Source organism: Maribacter algicola (genome assembly GCF_003933245.1).
Lineage (GTDB): Bacteria > Bacteroidota > Bacteroidia > Flavobacteriales > Flavobacteriaceae > Maribacter > Maribacter algicola.
In genome coordinates this window covers 780,426-799,565 of record NZ_QUSX01000002.1, presented here as the reverse complement: position 1 = coordinate 799,565, position 19,140 = coordinate 780,426, and the positions used below count along the sequence as shown (strand labels likewise).

The following is a 19,140-nucleotide window of genomic DNA, read 5'->3' as shown; positions in this document are numbered from 1 at the left end:
GTTAGGATTTTTCAACAATCGTTCCATCCGGGTACTTGGCAAACCGACCTTTTTCGGCAGGATGCACATTGTCCGGATAGGGCCAGGGCCATCCCCCGAATTGCGTCAATCGAAATTGTGAAAATGCCTTTTGCAATTCATCCCTTGTCGTCATAACAAACGGACCTTGTTGAGCTACAGGTTCTTCAATGGGAGCCCCCTGCAGCACTAAAATCTTGGCGCTATGTGACCCGGCCTTGATACTAATTTCGGCCGTAGGGTCTACATCGGCCCCATAGTTTTGTATAAGTATTTCGCTGCCTAAGGTAATTTCATCCCCTTCATAAAAATAAATACTTCGATTAATGTTCTTTTCTGCCTTTGGAAGACTCAGTTCGCCATTCGCTTTGATATGTATGTTCCAGATGGCAACCTTGTTTTCTGGCTCTGATGCCCAGGAGTCTGGGGGTGGGTCAAGCGCCAACGTTTCCTTAAAGTTACCGGCAATAACGGTTATGGTAGCATTTTCAGTCTCTATCCTAGGGATTTCCTCATGCCAAAACATCTTAAAATGAGGATCGGCAAATTTGGATTTTTTGGGTAGATTCAACCAAATTTGAAAAAGTTCCAAGGTATTCTGCTTATCAGTATTCAATAACGGAAACATTTCGGAATGTTGTACCCCGCTGCCCGCTGTCATCCACTGGGTGTCACCTAGACCAAAACGCCCTGCCGCCCCTAAGGAATCGGAATGATCACAGAAACCTTGATTGACCACGGTCACTGTCTCAAAACCTACGTGAGGATGTGCCGGGAATCCCGGTATGGTCTGACCGTGGTACATCCGCCAATCCTGATTTGGATTAAAATCACTACCCAAGGGCCTTCCCTTTAATAATTCAGGATCCGGACCTAAATCAGAAGTGCCTTCTGGAAAATGGTCCAAATGATGGACGCAGAACAAAAAGGGATCTTGGGTCTGCCATTGGGGACCAAGCGGAAATTTTCTTACTATAACATTGCTCATTAACTTAAATTTTGTTCCGTACGTGCATCAAAATTACGGCAGTGCTACTTCTTTACAAAATACATTCCATCACTACGAATTCCAAATCTGCCTTTATAAAAAACTCATTGGTTTTGGTCAGTCCAAAATTTTCATAAAAATGGGTTTTGTCTATCCTGGCATTGCACCAAATCCTTTTGACCTGCATTTGGCGACAAATTTGGATGACATGCTTGATCAATAAGGCGGCATAACCCTTTCTTTGGTATTCCGGTTGTGTCGCCAGTTTTCTAAATTGTGCGGAATCACTTTCTATAAAGACAGATATGCAGCTTACGATTTTACCATTGGTAAATATACCGAAGTGCTTTCCGTCACCATCATTTTTTAGTTTGACAAAATCGAGTGGAAAATCTGGCCACATTACCCTATGTCTTATGGGCCACGTAGTTTCCGCCGAAATATTTACGATGCGCAATACCCTATGGATTTAGTGTTCATCCTGAAAGATAACGTTGCTTGCATCATTCTTAATGTTTGGCGGTATTGATTTCAACCCAATTGTTCTCTGGATCTTGAACATAAATTTGCCGAACGCCATCGGCTCTTAAGGTAATGGCATTGGGTTTGCCCGGCCAATCTGAATAAGGAACCTCCTTCTCCGTCAAATAGGCAACAAAATCGTCCAACTTTTGTGTAGCCAAACATAAATGGACACTTTTGCTGTGTTTCATGGCAACGCTTTCCTTTTGAATCAAATGCAACTGCGAATTTCCATTGATTATGAACCATCTAAATCCTGAGGTGGCTGAAGGATGCGGAATTTCCTTGAGCCGAAGGATGTCTTTGTAGAAAGCACCGGTTTTTTCCAAATCCTTTACAATGAGCGAATAATGGTCGTATTTAAAATCAAAACTGGGAGACGCATCCTCCTGAGAATTCATGGAATGTTGCAGAAGGAGGAAGGTAAGTGTTACAAAAACCAATTTTTTAACCTTAATCCATTGCCTCCAATTGTTTTTGGATTTGGTCCGCTTTTGCATATTTATCATCACTTGCCTTTCTGTTTGTTTTCGATAAGTCAAAAGCCTCTTTTAGTAGTTTTTGATATTCATCGGTGAGTTTTTCCTTTTCAGTTTTTCTTTTAAATAATCCGAACATAGCAATTTAATTTAATTTTTCCCAATAGGTGGTGGCCCATCTATCATAGCTTCGTATACTTCATTTCCTTTTCTAGTCTTAAATTCTTCCTTAACGGCATCTACCATTTTTGGATTTTCAAAAAGATCTAACATGGTCATGCCCATCGCCTTGGCGGCATAAACCATTCCTTTGTGACCAATGGACATACCACCACAGGCTACCACAGCCCATGAGTGCCAAGGTGTATCTTTTGGTGCTACGGTAACTCCAAGATTTATGTTGGGTACATTCCAGCTCACGTCGCCCACATCCGTGGAACCGCCCCCGGGATTCTCTTCGGTTTCTTTTAGGGGATGTACCTTGCCATCCATGCCAACTTCAGGTTTTCCGGTGGCCTTTTGAATGGCCCTTCCAAAACTTTCTTCCGCTTCTGTATAGCTTATTGGTCCTAAAAGTTCGAGATTTGACTGCATGATTTCCCCACCTGTCCTGTTTACCAAGGTTTCGTAAATACCCGATACCAATGTTATTTTGTAGTCCACATCTGCCATGATGGCCGCACCTTCCGCCATTGCCTTTACACGTTCGTAGGTAGGCAACATCTTGGACCTTTTTGGGTCACGTACCCGCACCCAAAGTTTGGCATAGTCAGGAACCACGTTCACTACTTGTCCACCATCCTGTATATGATAGTGGATCCTTGATGTGGGGAGAATATGCTCCCTATAATAATTTATCCCGGTAGTATACAATTCCAAGGCATCTGATGCGCTTTTTCCGTTCCAAGGGTCCATGGATGCATGCGCGGTCTGCCCATGGAATTCTACAATAAAATCGATAAGGGAAAGTCCGGTTTGAACATCGGCTTCGATTCCTGAGGAAGGATGCCAACTTACATTTACGTCCACATCGTCCCACAGACCGGCTTCTACCATCCAAACCTTGGCAAAGTACTTTTCCTCTGCCGGAGTTCCCAAAAACTTAACGGTACCTTGTATTTTTCCTAACTCCATCAATTCCTTAATGGCAATGGCCGCTCCCAAACTTGCCGTACCGAACATGTTATGACCGCATCCATGACCAGCGGCACCCTCCTTTAATGCGGACTTTTCTGGGATGGTCTTTTGCGATATCCCTGGCAAGGCGTCAAATTCGCCCAAAATACTTATTACCGGTTTGCCGGAACCATAGGTTGCCGTAAAGGCAGTGGGAATGTTGGCAACACCCCTGGTTACGTTCAACCCATTTTTTTCAGCATAATCCGCTAGGATTCTAGAGGATTCGGTTTCCTCGAAGGCGGTTTCCGCAAGTGCCCAAATGGAATCACTAATTTTGATAAGTTGCTCTTTATGTTTTTCTACGGAAGCGATAATGGCCTTTTTTTCCTTGCTCATTTTCTGGCCCTGCACAGTGTTTAAAAGACCTAAAAAGCATACTAGAAGTACTAAATTTTTCATCTTGAATGGTTTTCGTGGTGTGGATATTCGTTTTTCAAATAATATATTTCGAAATAGGATTCGATTGCATCGTAAATATAGGGCTTTAAAAGGTTTAAAGGAAGTTGATAATTACGTGGTATGCTAAATTTTTATGTTCCGGTCTGGCATATTGGGGCAAATTCAAAAGTTCCTTTCCATATACTTATTAGGAAGATATACTTAACGGCCTTGTTTTTCGTTATATCTCAACCTATCGGGCCCCAAAATTGTACCAGTATGAAAAATTCTATCTTTCTATTCCTTCTTTGTGGAACTTTTATTATCAATAGTTCCTGTAGTTCTACCAACAGGTTGACCATGGGAGTAACTCAGGCACCAAGGATAGCCATTCCTTCGAATGTTTCCAGAATTGGTATCATCAACCGGAGCATTCCATCCGAAGAAAACAACAAACTTGACAAACTGGACAAAGTATTGTCCTTGGAAGGGCGAAATTTGGATAAAGAAGGTGCGGAATATGCCATTCAGGGCCTTTTGGATGAATTAAGTAGGGATGGAAGGTTTGAGGTAATCAACATTACGGATGTTGATGATCAGCGAAAGGGGCTCGGTGTCTTTCCTGCGGCGTTACCTACCAATGTTGTGGAAGAAATTTGTCGTACACATGGTGTAGACCTCCTTTTTTCCTTGGAGTTCTATGATACGGACACAACTCCCAATTATGAATTAACCACGGTAAACCTGCCCAACAACCTTGGTATCAATATGGGTATTCCAGGTCATAGATTGACCCTAAATACATTAATTGAAAACGGCTGGAGGGTATACGATCCAACTACAAATACTATTTTGGATCAGTATATCTTTAATGATTTCCTTACTTCAGTAGGGGAAGGCATCAACCCTGCCAAAGCATTTGAGGCGATTGTAGGCAGAAAGGAAGGTGTACTGCAAATAAGCAATACCATTGGTGTGGATTACGGACTTTTAACGAGGCCGATAAACGTAAGGGTGGCTAGGGATTATTTTGTGCGGGGCACCAATAATTTCAAAATAGCGATGCGACGGGCGAGAACGGGCAATTGGGACGGTGCTGCCGATTTATGGGCCGCTGAACTGGATAACAGAAAACCTAAAATTGCCGGAAGGGCCCATTATAATATGGCGATCATCAATGAAATCAATGGCGATTTGGAAAAAGCTTTGGAATTTGCTTCCACTTCATATTCCGATTTTGAAACAAGATTGGCCTTGGACTACGTAAAAATCCTAAGAAGAAGAATAGCCGAAAAGCAAGAATTGGAAGCCACGTTCGATCAGCTTTCCAGATAATCAATTGTTAAGCGCTTCTTTGTAGGTTTCCAAGCAGCGCTCCCTAGCCATTTTATGGTCCACCATTTTGTCCGGATAGGTTAATTCTTGCAGTTCTGGAACCCATTTGTTGATATATTCCCTTTCCTTGTCGAACTTATCCACTTGTGTCATGGGGTTGAATATCCTAAAGTAAGGGGCTGCATCCACGCCACTTCCTGCGGCCCATTGCCAATTTCCTACGTTGGAACTCATCTCATAATCCAGGAGTTTTTCAGCAAAATAGGCTTCTCCCCAGCGCCAATCGATCAATAAGTGTTTACAAAGGAAACTTGCAACGAGCATCCGTACCCTATTGTGCATGAATCCCGTTGAATTGAGTTCCCGCATTCCGGCATCTACAAGGGCATAACCCGTTACTCCCTTTTTCCATTTTTCAAATTCATCTTCATTGTTGCGCCATTCTATGCGGTCATATTTCGGCTTAAAAGCTTTATCCTTGGTATGAGGAAAATGCCAAAGTATTTGCATGAAAAATTCGCGCCAAATCAATTCGCTCCAAAACACCTCGTTCTCCTCATGAATGGCTTTTTTCATCATTTTTCTTACCGATGCCGTCCCAAACCTCAAATGGGGGCCCAACCGTGAGGTGCCGTTCTCCATAGCGGGAAAGTTTCGAGTATCTTCATAATTGTTGATTAGGGTAGGGGTAACCGTATAATCAGGTACCTCGATATCCGATTTTTTAAAACCCAAATCGCTCAACGATAGGTTTGGAAGTCTTGTATTATCAATCAGGTTATCCAGAAAGCCGTGGGTATAATGAATTTCCAAATCCTTGTCCTTGTCAAAGACTTCTTTCCACTTGTTCTTATAAGGCGTATATACCACATACGGGTCACCGTCGTCTTTCATTACTTCAGATTTTTCAAAAATAACCTGGTCCTTAAAAGTGTGGAAGGCTATATCCTTGTCTCCTAATAGCTTTTCGATTTCCGCATCCCTTTCCCGGGCATAGGGCTCGTAATCCCTGTTCGTATACACGCATTGAATATCGTACGTATCAATAAGCTCTTTGAATATATTTTTTGGCGTTCCAGAATATATTGCCAAAGAACTGTTCCATGCATCTTGAAGTTCGCTCCTTATTTTTTGCAAGGTTTCAAAAATGAAGGTTACCCTCGCATCCTTTTCGGGCAATTTGGAAAGTATATTGGTGTCGAAGATAAAAATGGGCAATACTTGGTGTTCGCCTTTCAATGCCGCTAAAAAACCGACATTATCGTCCAATCTTAAATCCCTTCTGAACCAAAAAATATTGAGTTTGCTTTTGGACATTTAACTTAGGTTTAAGGTGGAAATTCCTCCGTCAACACCAATGACTTGTCCGGTCATCCAAGAACTTTTTTCGCTTAAAAGAAAGGAAACGATATTACCAATATCTTCTGGGGTACCTACTCTCTTTAAGGGATGTCTTTCGCCCATGGATTCCATTTTTTTGTCGTTATTCAGCAATCGGCTTGCCAATGGGGTATCGACAAGGGAAGGTGCCACGACGTTCACCCTAATTTTTGGTGCATATTCCGCGGCTAAAGATTTTGCGAACCCTTCAATGGCACCTTTTGCCGAAGCTACACTGGTGTGGAAGGGCATTCCATTGGAAACGGCCACGGTACTGAAGAAAACCATACTTGAATCTTCTTTCATCTTGGCAATTATAGTTTTCACGACCCTTATCAAACCGAAAAAATTGATTTCCATATCGTTCTCAAAGGTTTCTAGGCTCATCATCTTAAAAGGCTTCAGGTTGATACTTCCGGGACAGTAGACAAATCCGTCAAGCTCAGGAATATCGTCAGAATTTAGAACATCCTCTATGGCGTCAAATTGGATATGGGTAATACTTTTATGAGTTTCAGGAAGTTCCGTTCTGGAAGCAACGATCAATTTATGGGTTTCCTTTAATTGGTCTATTACATCCAGTCCTATACCGTGGGATCCACCAATAAGTAATATTGTTTTCATTTATATAGTTTTAAATTCGAGGGTATTTTTCATTTCTGGAATATTACCAAAAAGTGTGTTCAATTTTTGCTCCCTATACTTAAATATTTGCTCTAATTGCTTTTTTACCAAAATTGGGTGTGCGATTTGGCCCAAAATGCCAAATGGTAATTTATAATCAATAATGTCCTCCATTGCTACGCCACCCTCAATTTCGTTTATAAAATGTTTGTGATGCCATAAGCTGTATGGTCCAAAACGCTGTTCGTCCACAAAGTAACTTCCCTGTTGGACCTGGGTTATCTCCGTCACCCATTTGGTGGTATAACCAGGAAATGGTTTCACATAATATTGAATAATTTGACCAGGAAACATTTTTCTATCCGCCCCATCAAGGATATCAAAACCCATGTGTTCTGGTGTAATTAGGGCTAAATTTGCCGGATCCGAAAGGAAATCCCAGGCTTCCCTAGTGCTTATGGATAGATATTGTTTTGATTTCAATTGATACAGCTTCATATCAAAAATTTTAACAAAGATATTTAATTTTTGTTTAAAGATAAATTAAACAGGTTAAACAAAACTTAAACTTTATACATGGGCCAAGGAATGCTAAAATGAATGTTTATCGAAGAATAATACGCTTAAAAGGTTAAAAGGAGTTAATTATATGACCTAAGAAAAGGATTTTGTAATTTTCCATTGAATGTGAGTTTTGCCATGAAATATGTTACGGCTTTTCTATTTCTTATTGTTTCCGTTCTAAAGGCGCAGCAAACCGTATCTGTAGTGGGCGTTCTGGATACTGAGATAAACGAAACTTCAGGTCTTCTTTTTTTTAATGATCGCTTGATTACCCATAACGATTCCGGGAATGAACCTGTGCTTTATGAGATGGATACGACTTCCTTGGCCATAACCAGACGCATTACCATTACCAATGCCGAAAATAAGGATTGGGAGGCATTGGCTCAGGATGCGACCTATATTTACATTGGTGATTTTGGCAATAATGTAGGAACAAGAACGGATTTGGTCATCTACCGAATTGAAAAATCTGACTACTTGGCATCTGACCAGGTACAGGCGGAAGTTATCGAATTCAGCTATGAAGATCAGGTAGATTACAGCGATACCGGAAATTCAGATTGGGATGCCGAAGCCTTTATATCTTTGGATAACACACTGGTTGTTTTTACAAAACAATGGCAGAGTCTAGGTTCCGTGGCCTATGCAATTCCAAAAACCATAGGAAATCACACAGCCACTCGAATAGATTCTATAAACGAAGTAGGACTTGTTACGGACGCGGTTTATAATAGTTCAAAATCTGAATTGTACCTTCTGGGGTATTCGTCCATTTTAACACCCTTTCTAATTAAATTTAGCGGTTCAGATAGCACGAACCTATTTAATGGGGAAGCTGAAAGGTTTGATATTGGCCTACAGTTCGTACAAACGGAAGGTATCACCCAAATCAATTCGACCGACTTCTATATTACTTCAGAATTCTTTTCCAGGCAAACCCCTAGTATTACAAGTGAGGCAAGGCTCTTTAAATTGCAGTTCCCAAACCCTGAGTTTCCGGAGGAAGAACCGGAAACTCCCGAAACCCCAGAAAAACCAGAAACACCTAAAGAACCCATCGAAAACGAACAGGAAGAGACGATTATCATCTATAAGGATATGAATTTCGGTTCGTTTCTGTATGAAATTCAAACCCCCAATACGGTTTTTGGAAGTGCCATTTTTGATGCATCGGGAAGACTTGTATGGATTTCAAAGGAAGAAGTCAGTACATCCGGTGTTATTTCAAGAAATGTCTTTGGACCCGGTATTTTTTATTTCGCGGCTTATTTGAATACGGGAACCATTTCTGTACCCTTCGCACTCTATTAGATTATATCCTTGGTTATTTAGGACTTTCTTAACAAATGGGATTTTGGTTTATACCTAGTTTTGTTAAAACTAAATAAATCAATTAACTATGAACAAAGTAATACTCTTTTTATTGGCCATTGTGGCTTCCTTATCCCTTGAGGCCCAAATTAATACTCCGGCCCCAAGTCCCTCTTCCAAATTGGTCCAAATGGTTGGATTGACAGAAGTTGTCGTGGATTATTCCAGACCTTCCATGCGTGGGAGAAAAGTATTTGGGGATTTAGTTCCCTTTGGTAAGTTGTGGAGAACGGGTGCCAATGCCTACACAACGATTTCGTTTGACACGGACGTGACCATTGCCGGTAGTGTGGTAAAGGCGGGAACCTATTCAATATTTACAAAGCCGGGTGCAAAGGAGTGGGAAGTCTTTTTCTATACCGATACCAATGGAGGCGGAGTACCATCAAATTGGGAGGAGAGCAAGGTAGTCGCAAAGGCGACCGTACCGGTTTATCCCATAGAAATGCCTATTGAAACTTTTACCATTACTATTGATGACCTTACTTCTACCGGTGCCAATTTGGGTATTATGTGGGAACAGGTATATGTGGGGGTTCCCATTGAAGTTCCTACGGACGCTGCGGTAATGACAAGTATAGACAAGATTATGTCCGGACCGGGAGCTGGTGACTATTACGCTGCTGCCGTTTACTATTTGAGTGAAGACAAGGATATAAAGAAGGCAAAAGAATGGATGGATACCGCTATGGCAATGACGGAGAATCCAGCGTATTGGCAATTAAGACAACAATCCTTGATTCTTGCCAAAGCAGGTGACAAAAAAGGTGCGATCGAGGCAGCTAAAAAATCATTGGCAAAAGCGAAGGAAGCCGGCAATGCAGATTATGTAAAGATGAATGAGGATTCCTTAAAGGAATGGGGAGCTTAAGAATCTTGTAACTTCTTATAAAAGCCCGAAATGTATTGTGCATTCCGGGTTTTTTTGGCTCAGATAGTAGGGGCGATTGCAGCTAGGCTTGCCTTGAAATTTAAAGGAAACTTCTTCGGGTCAAGCCAATGAGACATTCGCAGGAAACAAACATTTAACTTCGAGGCAAGCCTCGGGGTATAATTCCTTTTTGCGGCGTCAGGAAAACTAGATATCAATACCTAATAGGTTTTTCCTAAACTTTACTTCAACAGATGCACTCCATCCCCAATTTCAAGCGGGTAAGTTTCACATGTAATCTGGGTCTCCGTGTAATAGGCTTCCTTTATTGCTTCCAAGGACGATACCAACTGGTCCGTTTTAAGTAGGTTTATCGTGCAGCCTCCAAATCCACCGCCCATCATCCTAGATCCAAGAACACCCTCCAATCCTTCCCCTATTTTAACTAAATAATCTAGTTCGGGAGTCGTGATTTCATATTCATTGGACATCGCCCAATGGCCCTCAAAAAGAATAGTTCCTACAATATGTGCATTACCTGATTTTAGTGCTGCTATCATTTTAAAGACTCTTTCATTCTCTTCCAGGATATATTTTGCTCGCTTATAATCTGTGGGGCTAACTTCCTTTTTTATTTTTTCAAGATTTTCATGCGTTACATCCCGCAATGAAGTCACGGGTTTAATTATATCATTAACCTTAGATACAACCGTTTCACAGGAAGCCCTCCGTTTATTGTATTCGGAATCCACTGCAAGGTTATGTTTTATATTCGAATTGATTAGTACCCAACTGAAACCATTTAAATTGATTGGAACAAAATCATGGGTCAAATCCCTACAATCCAGAAAAAGTGCGTTTCGTTGTTTGCCAAATAGCACTGCATATTGGTCCATCAATCCGCAATTAAGCCCAATCTTGTGCTCGGCAGATTGGGCAATCAGCGCAATTTCCTCTTTACTTATGGATAATTCCAAAATTTCAGAAACCCCAAAAATAAACCCACAACATAGGGCAGCAGAGGAGGAAAGCCCGGCTCCGATAGGTATGTCCCCCCCAAAAACACAATCGAAACCTTCCAGGGAATATCCCTTCGCTATTAAAATCTCCATAATAGCTTTGAAGTAATTTCCCCAGAAAGACGTGAAAGGTTTGTGGTTTCCGTTTAAATCGAATTCTATTTTTTCGGCATCCGTCAGAAAAGTTTCAATATTTATTGAACCACTTTCATTTTTTTGAATGGCGAAATAAATCGCTTTTTCTATGGAAGCGGGTAAAACGACGCCCATATTATAGTCGGTATGTTCGCCTATTAAATTGATTCTGCCTGGAGCTTTAACCAAGAGTGGTTTCTTTTTGTAATTCGATATAAACGAACTTTTAATGTCGTCTGAAATCATGGGAATGTAGTATTGGTCAATCACTGGTTATACTTGAGATGGCGGTTTGCTCAACATTCTATCAAAAGCTTCAAATACAATAGACATAATTATTACTAATGCCGCACCATAAAAGTTTAACCATAGATATCCCAATTTTTCTTCGCCCGCGGGATAAATATGTATTAGGTTATAATAAATGATGCATATAATAATCTGTGTGATTATGGCGGCAAAAAATACCGCATTGCCCTTTACAAATTTGAAGAAAAAGGCCAAAAGGAAAATTCCTAATACATTACCATAAAAGATACTACCAATAATATTCACCAATTGTATAAGGTTGTCAAAAAGATTGGCAATACAGGCGATCAATATGGCAATAACGCCCCATACCAAAGTAAATGCCTTGGAGGCTCGCACGTAATGCTTTTCGGTAAAGGAACCCTTCTTATTTCTTTTGTATAAATCCAGGGCCGTAATGGTTCCTAAGGCATTGAGTTCCGATGCCGTTGATGACATGGCCGCGGATAGAATCACCGCCAATAAAAGACCAATCAATCCCTTTGGAAGATTATTGAGAATAAAGTGGATGAACACATAATCCTTGTCATTGGTTTCAATGGATTCATCGGCCCGTGAAATCAGTGCTTTTGCGGCAATCCTGTTAGTACTATCTTTTTGGTTTATGCGAATAATTTGTTGTTTGGCCTCCTGTACCGCTGTGTATTCCTTAATATCCAAGGCAGCGGAAAACTGATTTTGGGCGATGCGTTTTTCCGCCTCCAAGGCAACTTGTCCTTCCTGTAGAATTTTATAATCTTCGGAGTATTCTGAATCCATCACGGCCGATGTTGCGGCTGGATTAAAATTTAGGGGGGATGGATTATACTGATAAAAAACAAATACCATTACGCCTACCAAAAGGATAAAAAACTGCATGGGGATTTTAAAGATGGCATTGAATACCAAACCTAGCTGGCTCTCCCTGATGGATTTACCCGACAAATAGCGCTGTACTTGGCTTTGATCGGTCCCAAAATAGGCGAGTGCCAAAAACAGTCCGCCCGTAATCCCACTCCAAAACGTATACCTGCTTTTTGTGTTCATACTAAAATCCAGTATATCCAGCTTATTACTGGCGCCGGCAATTTTTAATGCTTTTGAAAAGGTGATGTCCGATGGAAGAAATCCTAAAATAAAGAAGAATGCCACAAACATTCCGGTCATGATAATGAACATTTGCTGCTTTTGGGTAACGCTGACCGCATTGGTACCCCCAGAAACTGTATAGATAATGACCAGAGTACCAATTATGACGTTTAAAGTGCCCAAATCCCACCCCAACACTGCCGAAAGGATAATGGAGGGTGCAAAAATCGTTATACCTGCCGCAAGGCCCCGTTGTAACAAAAATAGAATTGCCGCTAGGGAACGGGTTTTTAAATCGAATCTACCCTCCAAAAACTCATAGGCGGTATACACCTTCATTCTATGATAAATAGGCACAAAGACCAAGCAAATAATGATCATGGCAAGGGGAAGACCAAAATAAAACTGAACGAAGCCCATTCCATCATGAAAGGCTTGACCAGGAGTGGATAGGAAGGTTATGGCACTGGCCTGTGTAGCCATTACTGAAAGACCTATGGTCCACCATTGGGCCTCATTACCTCCTTTTACATAGTCATCGACATTTGCGCTACCCTTAGTCTTCCATACCCCGTACGAAACAATGAATAATAGGGTTCCACAAAGAATTGTCCAGTCTAGTGCGCCCATTCTAATTGTATGAAGTCATTATGAGGTAAAAAACAAAAATATAGATGAGATTTAAAATTAGAACCAACGAATACTCGCGCTTCCAGCTTTTATGTTCGTCTTTGTCCTGGCTCATCCTTTGATCTGTTTCTTTTTTGACAAGTTATCCTTCCCAACGGATAGCATGTTCGAAAATAATTTATAAGCCCCGGGAACACCCGCCGGAAGTTCCCTAAAAAAGCTCAATCCAGTGTAAATATAGTGACCTTCTCCATAAGGAGCTATCAATAGGCTTCCTTTTGTGGCTTTCTCACCTTCATCCTTCATTTCCAGAATGGGGATAAATTCCTTACTCCATTTATTGGGAAAGTATAGCCCCCGTTCCTGAACCCAACCCTTGAAATCATCTGTAGTGATTTTGTTAGGGTAATTTACCAAATCATGGTCTTCCGCGATAATTTTTACCTCAGAATTTTCATTGGTAACACGATCCCTTGAAATTTGAAGCTCATACGGCGCAATGTTCTCAAATTGGTCTGCCCATCTACCTGCAGTGTTATACTGAACGATTACGGTACCTCCGTTTTTGGCGTAATCAAGGATATACCTTTGTTTAAAGCTAAGTTCATTGACCACGTTATAGGCCCGAATACCAAGAACTACGGCGTCATATTTATCCAAAGAATTTTCCGTGATTTCTTCCGGAAGCACCGTATGGACGGTAAACCCAATTTGTTCCAAACTGGTGGGGACATCATCACCTGCACCCATGATATATCCAATATGCTGTCCGGCTTTTTGGATATCCAACCGAACCACTTTGGCTTCAGATGGCATTAATACGGTCTGTGTTGGAATATGATCATAGGCAATGGTTACCAGTTCTTTTGAGTTTTCTTCACCATCCACTTCCACTAGGGAGGTCATATAGGCTTCGTCTTCCGAAGCTGGAGGTGATAAAGTAAAAAAGAGCGTCTGCTCGTCCCCCTTCTTTTCGATATTGAAAGCTTGTGCCGGTATATCAAGAATCCAATCCTGGCCGATCCTTAGTTTTACCATTCCTTTTACATTGTCCTTATGCGCCTTTACGGTCACCGGTATTTGCTTGGCAGTACCATCCGAGAAAATAATGACTTTGTCCTTTAGCATGGAAGTGGCCTTGGGTACAATTTCAAAAGGCTGATAGATTTCCCCTTTGTCAGGTCGTCCATATTTATACAATACATCCTTTGTAATCGAAATCTTGACGCCATCAAAGCTCAAATGAAAGGTTGCTGTAAATGCCCTTGGGCTTTCCGGTTTACCTATCAATTCCCTATCCGTTACTTTGTAGGTGCCCAAGGTTCCTTTTTCCATCAGCCAATAAGGACCGGTATAGTTGGTGGATTCTGGAATGTTGAACTTAATCTCTTTTTGAAACAACTTGTTGTCCTTCAAGCTTACGGGTTCATTTAATATAATCGCATCATTTATGTAAACAGATTCTAGCATGATTTTTTTGTTGCTCCTATTTACCGCTTCCAAATTTAGGGAAATGGGGGCTCCCGGATTGGAATATCCCTGAGCTGTAAAAGCTTCAAGATGCAATCCGCCTACCTCTTCGATGATGGCCCTAAGCTCTTTGGATTTAAGCTCCTTCCAGTGGTCATCGGTAATTTTTTGCAGGAGATGATAGGCTTTCACCAAATCGGACAAATGAACGGAAGGGTCTTTGAAATTAAATTCGGCTTCCACCTTGTCCAGGATAGCGCCTATTTCCTTTCCCCCTGCAACCCTTGTCCAGGTGGTATTGATTCCTTCGAACAAGTCGGAGTTGTTTTGGGGCATATCACCTTTCAATAGTTCTAGATATTCCTCTTCTGATCCGCGTGAACTGAGTCTTCCAAAGCCTTGACAAAGGTGCTGGCTACTGGCCATAGCCGCAATTTCATTGTTGGACATGCCCAACATGGGGTAGTAGGTGCCAATGTCCACATTCAAAAGTTTGGATTTATCGGCCTGCTCAAATTTTTCCTGACTTCCATAAAACCACCAAGATGTATTAAAAAACAAGCGTTTGGGTTGCCAAGTATCGGTATTTTCCAATCGGTCCGAAAATGCCTTGGGGTCATTGGCCAAATCAAAGGCTTCTACACTTAGCATGGCGGAGGCAGTATGATGACCGTGGGTGGTACCCGGACTTCTATGATCGAATCGGTTAACGATAACATCGGGTTTAAATTTGCGGATGGCCGTTACTACATCGCCCAAAATCAAATCCTTGTCCCAAATTCCCAATGTTTCCTTAGGGTTTTTTGAATAACCAAAATCCACCGCTCTCGTAAAAAGTTGCTCGCCACCGTCCACTCTTCTTGCCGCCAATAACTCTTGGGTACGTAATACGCCCAACAACTCCCTAAGTTCTGGCCCTATTAAATTCTGACCGCCATCTCCCCTTGTCAAGGAGAGGTATCCTGTCCTGGCATGGACATGGTTTGAGAGGTAGGAGATGAGCCTTGTATTTTCATCATCCGGGTGTGCCGCAATATATAGGGCCGTGCCTAAAAAATTCAGTTTTTGAATCTCATGATAAATATCGGCTGGTGAATGATTTTTCGGCGTTTGTGCAAATGAAGGGCTTACTAAAAGAAAACACGTAAGTATAGAAATGGCAAAACGGCGCATGGTATTGGTTTTTGGTCTAATTTCAAAGATAAAAAGATTGCATGCCCAAGTAGGGATTTTACGACTTCTTTAACAGACTTCCCAGTTATTCGTCCTCAGAAACTTCCTCACTTCTATAGGTCGATACTAATACTACCCCTTTTTGTAGCACCAAGTTATTGGGATAAGTAATTATTTCCCCATTCGCCCTTCTCAAATGAAGGTGAAATGGCTTAATGTCTTCGATGACAAAAACCTCCCGCTCCGGGTTATCGGCATCCAATATTTCCTTATCCAAAATTCGTATGGTATTGCCAATTTTAAAGGGGAATGAAAAGAAGATTATTACGCCAGCCGTAATATTGCTTAATATGGACCATTGGGCAAAAAGTGCTACTCCAATTACGGCAAAAACGGAGGAAAGTAATACACCCAAGTCTTTGTAGTCTACACCCCAAATGAAGGTAAGTGTAATAAAGGCCATCGCGATAAGTACTATGTTAATGTACTTGATGATCAAGTTGATCCTAACAGGATTAAAATCACTTAATTTACCTACCTTTCTTACAATGGAGGTAAAAATAATTTTTAGGATAATGATTATTACAAAAAGGACAAGACTAAATAGGAGACTGCTCTTATGATCTTCAATAAAACCTTCCATAGATTATAGGCCTAAACTGTCGCGCAAATATAGGTCCTTATTATCATTTTGTTGCCAATAAGGGGTATTTATGGTTTTGATTTTTTTGGCTTTTGAAGTAAGTAGTTGAGCATTTGGGCCAAATCCGCTTTTAGTGATTTCAGACCAGCTTTCGATACTGTATGGAAAAGTATTGCTAAAGGTTATGGAAAGAGTTCTTTCCAGTTCCGGATACTTGATTTCATAGGTGTAAGTGTCCCCTGCATTTGTTAGGGTCGCTTCCGCATCGTAGGCTTTTAGCTCCTTGTGGCTCAATCTTACAAATTCCAAGGATGGTATTATTTGAACGGTTCCTTGGGGCAAATCTTCAGGACTTATTTTTAGTTTGTTCCAGAGTTCGTTTTCCAAAATCGTTTTTTTAAGGCTGAAATCTTGGTCGGCCTCCGATTCAAAATAGGAATGTGAGGTTACCTGAAAGTCTTCCTTATTATTAATTTGGGCATATACGTGACCACACCATTCCTGTGCGGAAAAGCTAACCTTTAGCGCGTGCTGGTTGTCATAAACCGGATAGAAACTGCTGGTCATGATGGAGTAGGGGTAGATACCGGTCAGGTATTTCTTTGTGGCGTTCAGCTTTAGGACGGGAATATTATCTGCCGAGGCATTGTCCGCTTTGACCTGTTTTTCTTTCAGGAAAGGTTCCGTAACATAGATCATTACAGCCTTGCCCATACGAATTTCTCCATAACGGGCCTGCTCCAATTCATAGGAAGTGATTTCGGCCGTGCCGGAATACCAATACTCCTTAAATTCTTGAGGTAGATTTTTCCGTGGGATTTCAGGCTCCTTTTTTATGGAGGCGATATCTTCATTTTTATTGGTGGATTCTTTGGAATTGCAAGACTGAAATACCGTACAAGCGGCAGCAAAAAGAATAACCGATACTTCCAGGGTCAACCATTTTTTAAACATAGCAAGTTCTTTTGACTAAAATTAATCAAAATCCACTAGCCAACCATGTCTAAAAGTGTTTCATAGACCAATTGGGTAGGTAAACCCACTACATTGGTGTAGGATCCTTGGATTTCAACGATGCCAATAAGGCCGATCCATTCTTGGATGCCATAGGCGCCGGCCTTATCATAAGGGGCAAAGTGCGTGATGTAATAATCGATTTCGGCAACGGTCAAGTTCTTGAACTTGACTTTGGTAATGCAATTTTTAATTATTTGTTGCCCGACGGTGCTAAAGCAAACCGATGTAATGACTTCATGCCAATCACCAGATAATTTGGCAATCATTTCATGGGCTTCCCTAGCATTGGCCGCTTTGGCCAACGAGGTGTTTCTATGCCATACTACGGTATCCGAAGTTATCAAAATTTCCTTTGGATTCAGCGTACCATGAAAGGCCGAGGCCTTTAATTTTGAAAGATAGTCGGATATCTCGGCACCCCTAAGGTGCTTGGGGTACACTTCCTCCACCGGTTTTAGTCGAATTTCAAAAGGCAGGCCCATCTCCTCAAAGAATTGTTTTCTTCTGGGAGATCCTGAGGCCAATATCAATGTATGGTCCTTGAGTTTTTCCAGTAGCATTCTCAATCGTTGGCAGCGCTAAAATTTTCCATCCAGTCCCCACGGACCTTCAATACCTGTTCAATAACGTCCCTGGCACAGCCAGAACCGCCATTGATGTGCGAGATGTAGTCGCAGATGGCCCTAACTTCGGGCACCGCATTTTGGGGACAGGAAGCCACACCTACCTTCTTAAGAGGAGGTATATCTGGTATGTCATCGCCCATATAAAGTACATTTTTTGGGTCGATGCCATAGATGTCCAAGTACTCTTCCAAGGCGTCTATCTTATGATGGGATCCCATGTAAAAATCCGTAATGCCCAAACCTTGCAAGCGTTTTTTAACGCCCTCGTTGGTACCGCCAGTGATGATACATATATTATAACCTTTGTCAATGGCAACCTTTAAGGCATACCCGTCCTTGACACTCATTTTTCGTAGCATTTCCCCAGTAGTGGTTACCAGAACGCTACCGTCCGTTAAAACCCCGTCAACATCAAAAATGAATGTGGTAATATCCTTTAAATATTCCTTATAACTTTTCTTCATGTTCGTTTGCTGCTTTTATCGCATTGCTCAATAATGTATATATGGTCTTGTGTTTTTCATTCTTTAATAATCTGAGATGTCCGTGTAAGGTCTTTAAATCGTTGCGTTTGGCCGGACCCGTTTGAGCCTCTTTTGGCGACATGCTCTCAATCTTGGCCGCGGTTTCTTCGATCAAGGGAAACAACATAGAAAAATTCAATTGATGTTCCCCGCAAATTTCACTTGCGATCGTGTACATGTAATTTGTAAAGTTATTTACAAAAACGGCCGCCAAGTGAAGGATTTTTCTTTTTTCGGAATCTATGAAATGAACGTTGGCACTTATTTTTTCCGCTAAGGTCCCTAAAAGTCGCTTGTTTTCGTCATCATTTGTTTCCAGGCATAGGGGAATTGATTTAAAATCCAGGATTTTCCCCGCCGTAAACGTCTGTAGGGGATAGAATACGCCTCTTTTTGTATGTTTGGATAGAACATCTAAAGCAACGCTGCCAGAAGTATGCACCACCAACCCATCCACATGCATTTTATTGGAAACATCGCCTATGGCATCGTCCTTTACGGCTATTATGTAAACGTCAGCCTGGGGCAAGTTTGTCCAATCCTTGGAAACTTGGTATTTATTCCCAAAAACGTGCAAGGATGTTTCCGTTCGTCCTATGATGCCAACAAGGTCTATTTCCGGAATGCCATGAAAGCATTCGGCTAAATTTTGGGCCACGTTGCCGGTACCTAAAATGACAATTGAAATCATTTGACGAAAATACGAAGAATTGCGTGTAGGAATCATGGATAAAATTAACATTTCCCTTACACTATTATCAATATGCATTCTTTAATTAAAGTGTAAAAGGACGTATTTTTGCAAGCTGATAAC

General features: G+C 41.3%; 19 protein-coding genes. 3 read left to right on the top strand and 16 right to left on the bottom strand.

Annotated features, from left to right (window positions below; all coding sequences use genetic code 11):
- Window position 1 precedes the first annotated feature (1 nt).
- The 5 genes from DZC72_RS12790 to DZC72_RS12770 are packed head-to-tail and all read right to left on the bottom strand — an operon-like array spanning window position 2 to window position 3,585.
- Window positions 2–1,006, bottom strand: a complete 1,005-nt coding sequence (locus tag DZC72_RS12790) for a pirin family protein (protein ID WP_125223306.1) — start codon at window positions 1,004–1,006, stop codon at window positions 2–4.
- Window positions 1,007–1,058: 52 nt separating this feature from the next.
- Window positions 1,059–1,463, bottom strand: coding sequence for a GNAT family N-acetyltransferase (locus DZC72_RS12785; protein WP_243641736.1), 405 nt, complete (start codon window positions 1,461–1,463; stop codon window positions 1,059–1,061).
- A gap of 52 nt (window positions 1,464–1,515) precedes the next feature.
- A complete protein-coding gene (locus tag DZC72_RS12780; protein ID WP_125223305.1) occupies window positions 1,516–1,929 on the bottom strand; it encodes a VOC family protein in 414 nt (137 codons plus the stop codon).
- 52 nt (window positions 1,930–1,981) lie between these two features.
- Window positions 1,982–2,146, bottom strand: a complete 165-nt coding sequence (locus DZC72_RS12775; protein WP_125223304.1) for a Lacal_2735 family protein — start codon at window positions 2,144–2,146, stop codon at window positions 1,982–1,984.
- Between the two features lie 11 nt (window positions 2,147–2,157).
- Window positions 2,158–3,585, bottom strand: coding sequence for an amidohydrolase (locus tag DZC72_RS12770; RefSeq protein ID WP_125223303.1), 1,428 nt, complete (start codon window positions 3,583–3,585; stop codon window positions 2,158–2,160).
- Between the two features lie 258 nt (window positions 3,586–3,843).
- Here DZC72_RS12770 and DZC72_RS12765 point away from each other — a divergent pair, with 258 nt between their 5' ends.
- Window positions 3,844–4,899, top strand: a complete 1,056-nt coding sequence (locus tag DZC72_RS12765; protein ID WP_125223302.1) for a DUF6340 family protein — start codon at window positions 3,844–3,846, stop codon at window positions 4,897–4,899.
- On the opposite strand, the gene DZC72_RS12760 is transcribed toward DZC72_RS12765, so the two are convergent.
- The 3 genes from DZC72_RS12760 to DZC72_RS12750 are packed head-to-tail and all read right to left on the bottom strand — an operon-like array spanning window position 4,900 to window position 7,401.
- On the bottom strand, window positions 4,900–6,216 hold the full coding sequence (locus DZC72_RS12760; RefSeq protein ID WP_125223301.1) for a cryptochrome/photolyase family protein: 1,317 nt from the start codon (window positions 6,214–6,216) through the stop codon (window positions 4,900–4,902). It abuts the gene before it with no gap.
- On the bottom strand, window positions 6,217–6,903 hold the full coding sequence (locus DZC72_RS12755; RefSeq protein ID WP_125223300.1) for an SDR family NAD(P)-dependent oxidoreductase: 687 nt from the start codon (window positions 6,901–6,903) through the stop codon (window positions 6,217–6,219).
- Entirely contained in the window at window positions 6,904–7,401 is a 498-nt protein-coding gene (locus tag DZC72_RS12750; RefSeq protein WP_125223299.1) for an SRPBCC family protein, read from the bottom strand. It lies immediately after the preceding gene.
- 201 nt (window positions 7,402–7,602) lie between these two features.
- On the opposite strand from DZC72_RS12750, the gene DZC72_RS12745 reads away from it, so the two are divergent.
- Complete coding sequence (locus tag DZC72_RS12745) at window positions 7,603–8,781, top strand: T9SS C-terminal target domain-containing protein (protein ID WP_125223298.1); 1,179 nt, start codon at window positions 7,603–7,605, stop codon at window positions 8,779–8,781.
- An 88-nt stretch (window positions 8,782–8,869) separates the two neighbouring features.
- Window positions 8,870–9,712, top strand: a complete 843-nt coding sequence (locus DZC72_RS12740) for a DUF2911 domain-containing protein (RefSeq protein ID WP_125223297.1) — start codon at window positions 8,870–8,872, stop codon at window positions 9,710–9,712.
- A 242-nt stretch (window positions 9,713–9,954) separates the two neighbouring features.
- Here the strand turns inward: DZC72_RS12740 and galK are convergent, their stop codons facing one another.
- From galK to DZC72_RS12700, 8 genes are all read right to left on the bottom strand, one after another.
- Window positions 9,955–11,112, bottom strand: a complete 1,158-nt coding sequence (gene galK / locus DZC72_RS12735) for a galactokinase (protein ID WP_125223296.1) — start codon at window positions 11,110–11,112, stop codon at window positions 9,955–9,957.
- Window positions 11,113–11,139: 27 nt separating this feature from the next.
- A complete protein-coding gene (locus DZC72_RS12730) occupies window positions 11,140–12,873 on the bottom strand; it encodes a sodium:solute symporter (protein ID WP_125223295.1) in 1,734 nt (577 codons plus the stop codon).
- A 111-nt stretch (window positions 12,874–12,984) separates the two neighbouring features.
- Window positions 12,985–15,516 carry a PIG-L family deacetylase gene (locus DZC72_RS12725; protein ID WP_125223294.1) on the bottom strand — a complete coding sequence of 844 codons (2,532 nt, stop codon included), beginning with the start codon at window positions 15,514–15,516 and terminating at the stop codon, window positions 12,985–12,987.
- An 85-nt stretch (window positions 15,517–15,601) separates the two neighbouring features.
- On the bottom strand, window positions 15,602–16,159 hold the full coding sequence (locus tag DZC72_RS12720; RefSeq protein ID WP_125223293.1) for a mechanosensitive ion channel domain-containing protein: 558 nt from the start codon (window positions 16,157–16,159) through the stop codon (window positions 15,602–15,604).
- A 3-nt stretch (window positions 16,160–16,162) separates the two neighbouring features.
- A complete protein-coding gene (locus tag DZC72_RS12715; RefSeq protein WP_125223292.1) occupies window positions 16,163–17,113 on the bottom strand; it encodes a septum formation inhibitor Maf in 951 nt (316 codons plus the stop codon).
- Window positions 17,114–17,148: 35 nt separating this feature from the next.
- On the bottom strand, window positions 17,149–17,736 hold the full coding sequence (locus tag DZC72_RS12710) for a Maf family protein (RefSeq protein WP_125223291.1): 588 nt from the start codon (window positions 17,734–17,736) through the stop codon (window positions 17,149–17,151).
- A 2-nt stretch (window positions 17,737–17,738) separates the two neighbouring features.
- Window positions 17,739–18,266 carry a KdsC family phosphatase gene (locus tag DZC72_RS12705; RefSeq protein WP_125223290.1) on the bottom strand — a complete coding sequence of 176 codons (528 nt, stop codon included), beginning with the start codon at window positions 18,264–18,266 and terminating at the stop codon, window positions 17,739–17,741.
- Window positions 18,250–19,017, bottom strand: coding sequence for a Rossmann-like and DUF2520 domain-containing protein (locus DZC72_RS12700; protein ID WP_125223289.1), 768 nt, complete (start codon window positions 19,015–19,017; stop codon window positions 18,250–18,252). The genes DZC72_RS12705 and DZC72_RS12700 overlap by 17 nt, the downstream gene beginning before the upstream one ends.
- Between the last annotated feature and the right edge of the window lie 123 nt (window positions 19,018–19,140).